Below are 13,219 nucleotides of genomic sequence, written 5' to 3'. Positions count from 1 at the left end.
CGCATTATTTGCCGCTAAACACCCTATAAAAAACGCCAAAATAACATAAAGCAGGCTTGTGCTCGTTTGAGTAGTGCTCGGTGTCAGGGTAGTATGATCGTCCATTTGGGTGGTATTTTGGGTAGATGATAGTCATTCTCGACGTGAGTGAGTTTATACTTGCGATTTTTAACCCAGCCATCTGATCGTCGAATTTATCTAATAATTATTTTTACGTTTTAACTGTGGGAGTTGGTGTATGAATGCAGGCCTTTATCGTCCTGGCGAGTTCAAAGACAACTGTGGCTTTGGCTTAATTGCGCATATGGAAGGCAATACTAGCCACGAATTGCTCAAGACCGCTATTGAGTCTTTGACATGTATGACACACCGTGGCGGCATTGCTGCCGATGGCAAAACGGGTGATGGTTGTGGTCTTCTTATCCAAAAGCCTGATCTATTTTTACGTGGTGAAGCACAGGCTTTATTCAATCACACCTTGTCGGATCTTTACGGTATCGGCATGGTGTTTCTTGACCAAGATGAGGCGCTTGCGAGTGAGCAACGTGAAACGTTAACGAAGAAGCTTACCGATGAAGGTTTGAACGTCGTCGGTTGGCGTGAAGTGCCGATCGATGCGTCTTGTCTTGGTGTTATCGCGATGGATTGCTTGCCGCGTATCGAGCAAGTATTTGTTGATAGCAACCGTATGGATGCTCGTACCTTCGCAACCCGTTTGTTTGTGGCTCGTCGTCAAACTGAGATTGCTTTAGCGCAATACGAAAACTTCTACATCTGTTCTTTGTCCGACAAAGTGTTGGCGTACAAAGGCTTGATGATGCCAGTGGATTTGCCTTTCTTTTATAAAGATTTGGGCAACGAAAAAATGCAAACCGCGATTTGTGTTTTCCACCAACGTTTCTCTACTAATACCTTACCTAAGTGGCCATTGGCGCAACCTTTCCGTATGTTGGCGCACAACGGTGAGATCAATACTATTGAAGGTAACCGTAATTGGGCTTTGGCTCGTAGCAGCAAGCTACGCACGCCGCTGATCCCTGAATTACAAGATCTTCAACCGATTGTGAACTTAACCGGTTCTGACTCGTCTTCCATGGATAACATGTTGGAAGTCTTGGTGACTGGTGGCGTAGATATTTTCCGTGCGGCACGTTTGATCATTCCACCGGCGTGGCAGAACGTAGAAAACATGGATCCAGAGTTGCGTGCTTTTTATCAGTACAACTCTATGCACATGGATCCGTGGGACGGCCCAGCGGGCTTAGTAATGACCGATGGTCGTCACGCTATTTGTATGCTTGACCGTAATGGTCTGCGTCCTGCTCGTTGGGTAGTGACGAAAAACGGCTTTATTACACTGGCTTCTGAAGTGGGCACATATGGCTACAAATCAGAAGATGTTGTGTCGAAAGGCCGTGTAGGTCCTGGCCAAATGCTGGTGATCGATACACAAAATGGCAAAGTATTGCACACGGATGACATCGACAATCGTCTTAAGTCTATGCACCCATATAAAAAATGGTTGAAGCAGGAAGCCATTCGTATCGAATCTTTGTTGGAAGAATCGTCTCTTGAGTTCGTTCCTTTTACCAAAGAAGAAATGCTGACGTATCAGAAAATGTTCCAAGTATCTTATGAAGAGCGTGAGCAAATTTTCCGTCCATTAGCAGAAAGCGGTCATGAAGCCGTTGGCTCTATGGGTGATGACACGCCAATGGCGGTGATGTCCAGTCAGACGCGTCCAGTGACAGATTACTTCCGTCAGAAGTTTGCCCAAGTGACGAACCCACCTATCGATCCGCTGCGTGAATCTGTGGTGATGTCGCTAGAAACGTGTATTGGTGTAGAGCGTAACCTGTTTGAAGAAACACCAAAACACGCAAACCGTATTATCTTGTCTTCGCCTATCTTATCGGCTCGTAAATACAGCCGTTTGTTGGCATTAGATGACCACCGTTTCCGTTTGGTTCGTTTAAACACCAATTACAATCCAGAAGAAGTGTCTCTTGAGCAAGCGATTAAAGACTTGCAATTGAAGGCGGCAGACGTGGTCCGTAATGGCGCTGTGATTGTGGTATTGACCGACCGTGAGATCGTGAAAGGCCATCTACCTATTCCTTCGCCTATGGCCGTTGGTGCGGTGCATCATTATTTGTCTAAGCAAGGTCTACGCTGCGATTCTAACATTATTGCCGACACAGGCTTTGCTCGTGACCCTCATCAATTTGCCGTGTTGTTGGGCTTTGGTGCGACAGCGGTTTATCCGTATCTTTCTTATCGTTTGATTAACGACATGATTGATAAAGGCGAAGTCTTGGGTGACCCAATTGCTTGCCACGTGAAATACCGTAAAGGCATTAACAAAGGTTTGATGAAGATTATCTCTAAAATGGGGATTTCTACCATTGCCTCTTACCGTGGCGCGCAGTTGTTTGAAGCTGTTGGTTTGGACACGAAAGTGGTCGATCTTTGTTTCAAAGGCGTTGCCAGCCGGATTAAAGGCGCTCGCTTTGAAGATTTCCAACAAGATCAACAAACGATTGCCAATAACGCTTGGAAATTGCGCAAACCGATTCAGCAAGGTGGTTATTTAAAATACGTACATGATGCGGAATACCATGCCTTTAACCCTGATGTGGTGCGTAACTTGCAAACGGCGGTGGGTAGTGGTCGTTTCGAGGATTTCACTAAGTACACTGAGCTGGTGAATAATCGTCCTGCCTCTATGTTACGTGATTTGTTTACGTTATCGGATAAAGCAAAGGCGATTCCATTAGACAGCGTTGAGTCCATCGAAGAGATTTTACCTCGCTTCGATTCCGCGGGTATGTCTTTAGGTGCTTTGTCACCAGAAGCCCATGAAGCCCTAGCGCAAGCAATGAATGAATTGGGCTGTCGTTCTAACTCTGGTGAGGGTGGTGAAGATCCAGCTCGTCACGGTACAGAGCGTCGCTCTAAGATCAAGCAAATCGCCTCAGGTCGTTTTGGTGTAACACCAGAATATTTGGTCAACGCAGAAGTGCTACAAATTAAAGTGGCACAAGGGGCGAAACCAGGTGAAGGTGGTCAGTTACCAGGCGGAAAAGTGAACGGCTTAATTGCTCGTCTACGTTATGCCGTACCGGGTGTGACCTTGATTTCACCACCGCCACATCACGATATTTATTCTATCGAGGATTTGGCTCAGCTGATTTTCGACTTGAAACAAGTGAATCCAGATGCGCTAATCTCTGTGAAATTGGTTTCTGAACCGGGTGTGGGTACGATTGCCGCTGGTGTCGCGAAAGCTTACGCGGATTTGATCACCATTTCTGGTTACGACGGTGGTACGGCGGCATCGCCCATTACCTCTATTCGTCATGCGGGCTTCACCATGGGAACTAGGTTTAGCAGAAGCGCAACAAGCGCTTCGTTCTAACGACCTACGTGGCAAAATTCGCCTGCAAACAGACGGTGGTTTGAAAACGGGTCTAGACGTCGTTAAAGCCGCCATTTTGGGTGCAGAAAGCTTTGGTTTTGGTACCACGCCAATGGTGGCGATGGGCTGTAAATTCCTGCGTATCTGTCACTTGAACAACTGTGCGACGGGTGTGGCAACACAGGACCAAGGTTTGCGTGATGATCATTTTATCGGCACGGTCGAGATGATTAAAAACTTCTTCCGCTTTATGGCTGAAGATACACGCTTATGGTTGGCGAAGCTGGGTGTGGCAAGTCTGCAAGACTTGATTGGCCGCACTGATCTGTTAACCATCCTACCTGGCGAAACAGATAAGCAACGCAATTTAGACTTATCACCTATTTTGAAAAACGATGCGATTCCAGCGGACAAAGCGCAATATTGTGTGACGCCTTTTAACCCACCACACGACAAAGGCCTATTGGCGTTAAAAATGTGGGATACGGTGAAAGACGTCGTTGAAGAAAAAGAAGGCGGTGAGTTCTCTTTTGATGTTACTAACTGTGACCGTTCTATTGGCGCTCGTTTGTCTGGTGAGATTGCGAAACGTTATGGCAACCAAGGTATGTCTGATACGCCTATTACCTTGAAATTGAAAGGCACAGCCGGTCAAAGTTTTGGGGTATGGAACGCGGGTGGTTTGCATATGTACCTAGAAGGTGATGCTAACGATTACGTGGGTAAAGGTATGACGGGCGGCAAGTTGGTGATTCGTTCTCCGAAAGGCTCGATTTTCAAATCGCAACATTCCGCCATTATTGGTAACACTTGTTTGTATGGCGCGACGGGCGGTAAATTGTTTGCCGCGGGTACGGCGGGTGAGCGTTTCGCTGTGCGTAACTCCGGTGCTTATACTGTCATTGAAGGCGCAGGCGATCACTGCTGTGAATACATGACTGGCGGTATGGTAACGGTTCTTGGCAATACAGGTTATAACTTTGGTGCGGGTATGACAGGCGGTTTCGCTTATGTACTCGATTTAGATCGTACCTTCGTAGATAAATACAATCACGAATTGGTGGAAATTCACCGCATTGGTACGGAATTGACGGAAGAGTATCGTTCACACCTTCGTTCTGTGATCGAAGAATACGTCCGAGAAACTGACAGCGAATGGGGCCATGAGATCTTAGAAAACTTCTATGACTACATTGGTAAGTTCTGGCTAGTCAAACCAAAAGCCGCCAGCTTAGGTGCGCTGTTGGCAAACACTCGTCAACGTCCGGAATAAAACACGCTGTTGTGGCGCTTGGCTCGATGGAATAAAACGTCGAGCTAAGCGTTGTGAATGAATCAGTCTGACCCATTTGAGAGAAGTGCCGCTTGTTATCAGGCGGCCAAGGAGATAGCAGCTTATGTCTGAGCGCTTGAACAACGTATTTCAATTCGTCGAAGTGGATCGTAAAGATCCTAAAAAGAAGCCTTTAATTACCCGTAAGGCGCAATTCGTCGAAATTTATAAACCCTTTGAAGAAGCCAGTGCGAAAGACCAAGCGCACCGTTGCTTAGAGTGTGGTAATCCTTATTGTGAATGGAAGTGTCCCGTTCATAACTACATTCCAAACTGGCTCAAGTTAGTCAGTGAAGGCAGTATTTTGGAAGCGGCGGAGTTGAGCCATCAAACCAACTCCTTGCCAGAAGTGTGTGGTCGTGTTTGTCCACAAGATCGTCTTTGTGAGGGTGCTTGTACGCTTGGTGAAGGTGGTTTTGGTGCGGTGACGATCGGTTCTGTAGAAAAATACATTACGGATACCGCGTTTGCTTTGGGCTGGCGTCCTGATATGTCTAACGTAGTACCGGTTAACAAAACGGTTGCCATCGTTGGGGCAGGCCCTGCTGGTTTGGCTTGTGCGGACATCTTGGTACGTAATGGCATCAAACCAGTTGTATTTGATAAGTACCCTGAAATCGGTGGCTTGCTGACCTTTGGTATTCCTGAATTCAAACTGGAAAAAAGCGTCATGACGCGTCGTCGTGAAATTTTTGAAGAAATGGGCGTGGAGTTTGTACTTGGAACGTCTGTTGGTGATGACGTACCATTCGAACACGTATTAGAAGAGTACGATGCTGTGTTTTTAGGCATGGGTACATACAAATACATGAAAGGCGGGTTCCCAGGGGAAGATTTGCCGGGTGTTCACGATGCCTTGGATTACCTGATTTCTAACGTCAATCATTGTTTAGATTTTGAAGAAGATCCAGCCGATTACGTGAATCTAAAAGGCAAGCAAGTTGTTGTCTTGGGTGGTGGTGACACGGCGATGGACTGTAACCGTACCGCCATTCGTCAAGGTGCAAAGAGCGTGACTTGTGCTTACCGTCGTGACCAAGAAAACATGCCCGGTTCTCGTAAAGAAGTGCAAAACGCCAAAGAAGAAGGTGTGCAGTTCCTTTTTAATCGTCAGCCAGTCGAGATCGTAGGTAATGGCAAAGTAGAGGGCGTGAAAGTAGTGGAAACACAACTTGGCGAACCCGATGCTAATGGCCGTCGTAGTCCAGAGATCATCGAAGGCAGTGAGCAGATTATTCCGGCTGATACGGTATTGATCGCCTTCGGCTTCCAAGCAAGTCCGGCGCCTTGGTTTGAAAAGTTCGGTATTGAAACCGATGCTCGCGGTCGTGTTGTTGCGCCAAAAGACGGTAAATTTATGTTCCAGACGACCAACGAAAAAATCTTTGCTGGTGGTGACATGGTGCGTGGTTCCGACTTGGTGGTAACAGCAATCGACGAAGGTCGTAAGGCGGCTGAAGGGATTATGGATTTCCTAGACGTGTAAGCGCGACAGCTTTTATTGCTTTTAGTCAAAACGCCAATCAGAGACATCTGGTTGGCGTTTTTGTTTTGTTGGTTTGTCAGGAAAAAAGGATCTAAATTCCAATTGCCTGCGTATGAATAACATCCATCCACAGCGACAGGCTCATTTATGTTTTCTTTTTTGAAATCCGATCCGATTAAAAAGCTCGATAAAGAATATGGCGAGCTGCTAGAAAAAGCCATGCAAGCTCAACGCGGTGGCGACATCAGACTCTATTCAGAACTGACAGAGAAGGCCGAAGCCGTGAAAGTGAAGCTGGATGACATGAAAGCTAACAGTTAAAGCTTTCATTAATAATATTTTGCTATCTTAATCCCGAAGTTATATTAAAAAACCAATTTCCAAACTGTAACCTTTTGGGTTACGGTTTTGTGTATGATTAAAACTTTCAAACACAAAGGCCTTGAACGTTTTTACAAAACGGGAAGCACGGCAGGAATTCAAGCTAAGCACAAGAATCGCTTAAAGTTGATTCTTTCAAACCTTGATCAAGCTGAAAATATTGATGATATGGACCTTCCTGGTTTGAGACTTCATACGCTCTCTGGCAATCGAGATGGAATTTGGTCTGTCATGGTGAATGGCAACTGGCGAGTAACCTTTCGGTTTGATGGCCGAGATGCTGAAATTGTGAACTACGAGGACTATCACTAATGAGTATGCATAGCCCCGCTCATCCGGGCGAGATCTTAAAAGAGCCTCATTATTGAGCCAATGGAGTTAACCATAACGGATGTTTCTGCACATCTTAATGTCAGCAGGAAAACCCTATCTAAGGTGTTAAATGGCAGAGGGGCGATTACACCAGAAATGGCATTGCGACTCGAGCTGGCTTTCAAGAAGCCCTCTGCAGATCATTGGCTTAGGTTGCAAAATGCTTATGATTTGTGGGCTGTTAGAGAGCATAAGATTGCGTTGAATGTTCAGCCTTATGAACTGCAATATGCGTGAGCTAGCGCTAGGTTTGCATAGCTAGATTCAATAAAAAACCGGTGTCATAGGCATGACACCGCGTTTTTATGGTGCGCTCTACTGTTGAACGTTAAGCCGCTGCAGCGCTTTCCTGTGGTCGAATCAATGCCAAGCTTTCTTCCGCAAAACCGGTACCGGCTTCGGTGTAGAAGTTGAAGACGTTGTCTATACCGGAGGCGAGTAGTATTTCTCGTTCGTCTTGGTAGCGGGCAATGGCGGCGATTTGGCCTTGGTAGTTGGCTTTGCGCAGCTGTATGGCGATGTTGGTGCTGTCTTCTGCGATGGGTAAGGCCAACATAATGAGGCGAATGCCTTTGGTGTCTAGGCGTTCCCAAAGATCAGCGTCTTCGCCGTCACCATAGAAGACATTTTCATTGGCTTCTTGCATCATTTTTATACGATTTTGGTCGGCGTCCATCCCCGCGACGTTATGACCAATTAAACCTTTTAGCGACTCAAACGCACCACGTCCTACACGTCCAAGACCCACAATTAACACTTCTGCGCCTTTGGGTTGAGTAAAGATGTCTTCAGGCAAGCATTGGCTGCTTTCGAATTGGCGAATGGTTTCTTTGTTTTTGCGGTAAAGCCTGTGGGATTGTCGGTAAATGATGCTGGTAATCACAAACGAAATCGACACAGCGAGCGCTAAAATGACCAGCCATTCTTTTGCTAGCCAGCCATTCGCTACGCTTAGTGCAACGACAATTAGGCCAAACTCGCTGTAGTTAGAAAGGATAAGGGAAGACAAGAAAGACGTTCGGCCACGCAGTTTCATTTTTGTCATCAGGGCGAAGAAGAGAACAAATTTCAACAGAAGGACTAATGTGATGATAAAACTCATGCCAATCATGCTAAAGGTTGGTAACGCTGTAAAGCCAATCGATAGAAAGAAACCGATGAGGAACAAATCTTTAAAGTTTGTTAACGATTTATTCATTTCCGTCGCTTTAGGATGAGAGGCTAACAAAATACCCATAATCAGCGCGCCTAGATCGCCTTTTACGCCGACAAGATAAAAGAGTTCATAGCCGCCTAAAGCAAGAAATAGCCCGGTTAGCGGTAGCATCTCACCGTGTCCGGATTTGTTAACCATTTTATTGATGAGTGGTCTAATAAGCAGTAAGCCAAATAAGCCTAATGCCCAAATGGAAGGGATTTTCCCTGTGGCTGCAACCAGAAAGATAACGGCTACTATGTCTTGCATAACCAGAATGCCTAACGCGAGTTGGCCATGGCGAGTCTTCAATTCACCATTTTCTTCCAAAAGCTTCATCACACACACCGTACTAGAGAAGCTCAGTGCAAAACCGAGTAAAGCAGCAACTTTGTAATCTAGGGCGCCAAAATAGGGGAGGCTTAACGTCCCCAGTAACAATGCGATAGCAGCGAAAACCACACTCCATAATCCCATATGGCTAAGTGTGCTGACCCACACTTCGGGCTTGAGTAGGTCTTTAACGTGGAGCTTTAATCCAATACTAAACAGCATTAGAGTAATACCAATATTAGCGAGAGAGTCTAATGTGCTGCTTGCTTCCATTCCCAGATAATTGAGCAAAAACCCCGCTAATAAAAAACCAATTAATGGCGGTAAATTGATCATTTTGACCGCCAGCCCGCAGACAAAGGCGAATAATATCCAAATAAATTCCATATAGTCCTTCTGAATGAATGGGATAGGTAAAGGGTAAAATTATCATACGAAATTTGTGCGTGTCCTGCAGTAGCTAATATGTTTATTTGTCTTTTATTACTTCACTCAATTTCATACCAAAAATGATATGAAGAACAACATTTATTCTATTTGATTGGTATGTTCATTTTGCCTACTCTGAGTAGCAGGTTTTTTATAAGACCTGATTGGCTCTAAAAAAATAACGATAACAAACCCTACGGCTAACGCAGTTTGCCCTTTATGGCGCTTACTCGGCTGTAACAGGAGACGCTAATGAACTATCTAAAGAATGCCATTGCTGGTTTAGTATTGGGTGCCACTGCGCTGAAGCTCCGCGAGTGCCTTGGCTGCGAGTGGTTATGTTGGTATTGCCATGCCGACTAAATCGTCTGCCCGCTGGATCACAGATGGTGATTCCATGGTCAAACTCTTCCAAGACGCAGGCTATAAGGTTGATCTGCAATACGCTGAAGATGAAATTCCAAATCAACTTTCTCAAATTGAAAACATGATTGTAAAAGGCGTTGATGTATTAGTCATCGCCGCAATTGATGGTACCACTCTTTCAAACGCACTTGAAAATGCCGACGCAGCGGGTATTAAAGTAATTTCCTATGACCGTTTGATCAAAAACAGCCCTCATGTGAGCTACTACGCCACCTTTGATAACTTTAAGGTCGGTGTATTACAAGCTAAGTCTTTGGTCAGTGGTATGGAACAGCGTGGAGCGGTACCTTACAACGTTGAATTGTTTGGCGGCTCACCAGACGACAATAACGCTTATTTCTTCTACGATGGCGCCATGTCTGTGCTTCAACCTATGATCGACTCGGGTAAAGTGAACGTGGTTTCTGGGCAAATGGGCATGGATAAGGTCGGTACCTTGCGCTGGGACGGTGCAACCGCTCAGGCTCGTATGGATAACTTATTGTCAGCGCATTATACGACAAAACGTGTTGATGGTATTTTGTCTCCTTATGACGGTATTTCTATCGGGATTTTGTCTTCTTTGAAAGGCGTTGGTTATGGTTCTGGTAATTTGCCCATGCCGATTGTGACAGGGCAAGATGCGGAAGTGCCATCCGTTAAATCCATCATTGCCGGCGAACAATATTCCACCATCTTCAAGGACACCCGTGAATTAGCCAGTGTGACAGTGGGCATGGTGCAAGCGGTATTGAATGATGCAAAGCCGCAAATTAATGATACTAAAACCTACAACAATGGTATCAAAATTGTGCCAAGTTATTTGCTTGAGCCGGTCACGGTGGATAAATCTAACTGGCAAGATGTGCTATTGGGCAGTGGTTATTACACCAAATCTCAAGTCGAATAAGCCTTTAATGAGTGAGCAAAGCCAAGCTTTTGTGAGTACAAAATTGGCTTCGCTCGTGACATCGTGAAAATTTTTAATTGATCCTAATTCAACAATAATAAACCAGCGAGAGCGCTATTCACCGTGTGTTAATGCGGTAGTAGCGCCTTGCTAATGGGATGTTTTATGGAAAATATTATTTTGGAAATGCGCAGCATTACCAAGACATTTCCTGGAGTAAAAGCCCTCGACTCAGTGAACCTTAAAGTTCGTTCAGGGGAGATCCACGCTTTGGTGGGGGAAAACGGCGCGGGAAAATCCACTCTCATGAAGGTATTGAGTGGGGTTTATCCACATGGCAGTTACGATGGCGATATTCTTTTTAATAACGAGACTGTTGCCTTTTCCGGTATTAGGGACAGCGAAGCAAAAGGCATCATTATTATTCACCAAGAGTTGGCATTAGTGTCACTTTTATCCATCGCTGAGAATTTATTTTTAGGCAACGAGAATGTGGAAGGTGGCGTCATTAACTGGCCGAAGACCTTCTCGCGTACCCAAGACTTGTTAGCCAAAGTAGGTTTGAAAGAATCGCCGTCGACGTTAGTCGGTCAACTGGGGGTCGGTAAACAGCAACTGGTTGAGATTGCTAAAGCCCTTGCTAAAGACGTGAAGTTATTGATTTTGGATGAGCCAACCGCCGCTTTGCAAGAAAACGACAGCGCCAAATTGCTTGATTTGCTACTGGAATTAAAAGCACAAGGCATCTCTTCTATCCTGATCACCCACAAATTGAATGAAATCAGCCGAGTAGCAGACAGCATTACCGTGATTCGTGACGGCGCGTCAGTGTCAACGCTGGATTGTCATGCACAAAACATCAGTGAAGAAGACATTATTCGTGACATGGTTGGTCGTGATATGGCGCACCGCTATCCAGCGAGAGAGAGTCAATTAGGCAAAATACTAATGGAAGTCAGCGGTTGGAACGTATGGCATGCCGATGCGTTGGATCGCCAGATGCTGCACGACATTGAATTTACTGTTCGTGCTGGCGAAGTCATCGGGATCGCAGGACTAATGGGGTCTGGACGAACGGAATTGGCCATGAGTCTGTTTGGTCAAAGCTACGGCAAAAATGTGCAAGGTGAGGTGCGTTTGCGCGGTGAACTCGCCGATTTATCGACGGTGCCAAAAGCGATTAAAAGCGGTTTGGCCTACGTTACTGAAGATCGTAAAGAACTGGGCTTGATCCTAGAAGAAACCATTCAAACCAATACCACGCTAGCGAATTTGCTTAGGGTTTCGTCTTTTGGGGTCATCGATGAAAACATCGAACGTCAAGTGTCTGAAGATTATCGACAAGCTCTAAATATTCGTACCCCAAGCGTGTTTCAAAAGGTGATGAACTTATCCGGTGGTAACCAGCAGAAAGTCGTATTAAGCAAATGGCTGTATTCACAACCAGATGTGTTGATTTTGGATGAGCCTACTCGTGGTATCGATGTAGGTGCCAAGTTTGAAATTTACAGCATCATCAATCAGCTTGCTGATGACGGTAAAGGCGTGGTGATGATTTCTTCAGAGATGCCAGAGTTGCTTGGCATGTGTGATCGTATTTATGTGATGAACGAAGGCCGTTTGGTTGGCGAATTAGACAAAGCTGATGCGAGCCAAGAGAAAATCATGTCAATGATAGTGAAAGCCTAGCGATAGCAATAATAACGGCGAGAAGAATAATAGCGGAGCAATAATAATGACAACCAAAGAAACCTCTACAGCGGTCCAATCGGCACCTTCTGTTACTGACTATTTAAAGTCACACGTACGTGATTACGGCATGCTGATTGCGCTTGTGGTCATCATGGGGATGTTTCAGTTTTTGACCGATGGCATATTGATGCGCCCGGTTAACCTGACCAATTTATTTTTACAAAACAGCTACATCATTATCATGGCGATTGGTATGTTGCTGGTGATCGTTGCGGGGCATATTGATTTATCAGTTGGCTCAGTGGCGGGGTTTATTGGGGCATTGGCGGCGGTGATGGCGGTAAATTATAACTTACCCACTATTATTGTTGTGCCGGTTTGCCTGCTGGTTGGCTTAATTATTGGCGGCTTGCAGGGCTACTGGATCGCTTATTGGAAGATTCCGGCTTTTATCGTTACCTTGGCCGGCATGTTGGTATTTCGTGGTTTGACGTTGACCTTGCTGGAAGGGCAATCCATCGGACCGTTTCCAGAAAGCTTTCAGCTATTAAGTACTGGCTTTATTCCAGATGTGTTTGGGGCAGGACGTCCAAATATTACGGCATTAGTATTGGGTGTGTTAGCCGCCAGTGCCATTGTATTCTTAGCAGCTCGTAGCCGTGCTAGAGCGTTGAAGTATGGTATTCAAGATGAGCCTTTTGCTTTCTTTATCGTGAAGAATGCTTTGATCGCAGTTGCCATTATCTACCTATCTTACATGTTGAGTACGTATCGTGGTTTACCAAACGTATTGATCACCATGGCGGTACTGATCGCTATCTATACCTTTATTACAAACAGCACGACGATTGGTCGTCGTATCTATGCCTTGGGTGGCAACGTAAAAGCGGCGAAATTATCGGGTATCAATACCGAGCGTTTGACCTTTTTGACCTTCGCCAACATGGGCATGTTGGCTGCTTTGGCAGGATTAATCTTTGCCGCCCGCTTGAACACAGCTACGCCAAAAGCCGGTTTTGCTTTTGAGTTGGATGTTATTGCGGCCGTCTTTATCGGCGGCGCCTCCATGACGGGCGGCGTTGGTAAAGTCATCGGTGCGGTGATTGGTGCTTTCATCATGGGCGTTATGAACAACGGGATGTCGATATTGGGTATAGGGATTGATTGGCAGCAAGTTATCAAGGGCTTGGTATTGCTCGCTGCGGTTATTTTCGACGTCTACAACAAACAAAAAGCGCGCTAAGAACGCGGGTTAAGGAGCGATT

General features: G+C 45.6%; 8 protein-coding genes and 1 pseudogene. 8 read left to right on the top strand and 1 reads right to left on the bottom strand.

What is annotated here, in order from left to right; genetic code table 11:
- The first annotated feature begins 238 nt into the window (after window positions 1–238).
- From gltB to ONZ52_RS07915, 5 genes and pseudogenes are all read left to right on the top strand, one after another.
- Window positions 239–4,691 (top strand): annotated as a pseudogene (gltB, locus tag ONZ52_RS07935) (glutamate synthase large subunit).
- 124 nt (window positions 4,692–4,815) lie between these two features.
- Window positions 4,816–6,237, top strand: coding sequence for an FAD-dependent oxidoreductase (locus ONZ52_RS07930; protein WP_265218112.1), 1,422 nt, complete (start codon window positions 4,816–4,818; stop codon window positions 6,235–6,237).
- A gap of 147 nt (window positions 6,238–6,384) precedes the next feature.
- Window positions 6,385–6,558 (top strand): DUF6435 family protein, encoded by a 174-nt coding sequence (locus ONZ52_RS07925; RefSeq protein ID WP_111609009.1) that lies wholly within the window; start codon window positions 6,385–6,387, stop codon window positions 6,556–6,558.
- 93 nt (window positions 6,559–6,651) lie between these two features.
- Entirely contained in the window at window positions 6,652–6,930 is a 279-nt protein-coding gene (locus ONZ52_RS07920) for a type II toxin-antitoxin system RelE/ParE family toxin (RefSeq protein WP_111609010.1), read from the top strand.
- A gap of 60 nt (window positions 6,931–6,990) precedes the next feature.
- Window positions 6,991–7,227 (top strand): HigA family addiction module antitoxin, encoded by a 237-nt coding sequence (locus ONZ52_RS07915; RefSeq protein WP_265218111.1) that lies wholly within the window; start codon window positions 6,991–6,993, stop codon window positions 7,225–7,227.
- A gap of 91 nt (window positions 7,228–7,318) precedes the next feature.
- On the opposite strand, the gene ONZ52_RS07910 is transcribed toward ONZ52_RS07915, so the two are convergent.
- Window positions 7,319–8,905, bottom strand: a complete 1,587-nt coding sequence (locus ONZ52_RS07910) for a cation:proton antiporter family protein (RefSeq protein ID WP_265218110.1) — start codon at window positions 8,903–8,905, stop codon at window positions 7,319–7,321.
- A gap of 394 nt (window positions 8,906–9,299) precedes the next feature.
- Here ONZ52_RS07910 and chvE point away from each other — a divergent pair, with 394 nt between their 5' ends.
- The 3 genes from chvE to mmsB all read left to right on the top strand — a co-directional run bounded on the left by chvE (window position 9,300) and on the right by mmsB (window position 13,197).
- Window positions 9,300–10,262, top strand: coding sequence for a multiple monosaccharide ABC transporter substrate-binding protein (chvE, locus tag ONZ52_RS07905; RefSeq protein WP_321160281.1), 963 nt, complete (start codon window positions 9,300–9,302; stop codon window positions 10,260–10,262).
- Window positions 10,263–10,427: 165 nt separating this feature from the next.
- Entirely contained in the window at window positions 10,428–11,951 is a 1,524-nt protein-coding gene (gene mmsA, locus ONZ52_RS07900) for a multiple monosaccharide ABC transporter ATP-binding protein (RefSeq protein WP_265218109.1), read from the top strand.
- A 46-nt stretch (window positions 11,952–11,997) separates the two neighbouring features.
- Window positions 11,998–13,197, top strand: coding sequence for a multiple monosaccharide ABC transporter permease (mmsB, locus tag ONZ52_RS07895; RefSeq protein ID WP_265218108.1), 1,200 nt, complete (start codon window positions 11,998–12,000; stop codon window positions 13,195–13,197).
- Window positions 13,198–13,219: the final 22 nt, after the last annotated feature.

It is taken from the genome of Marinomonas rhodophyticola, from assembly GCF_026113935.1.
GTDB lineage: Bacteria > Pseudomonadota > Gammaproteobacteria > Pseudomonadales > Marinomonadaceae > Marinomonas > Marinomonas rhodophyticola.
The sequence above is the reverse complement of the archived record's forward strand: the minus strand, read 5'-3'. Positions and strand labels throughout refer to the sequence as shown.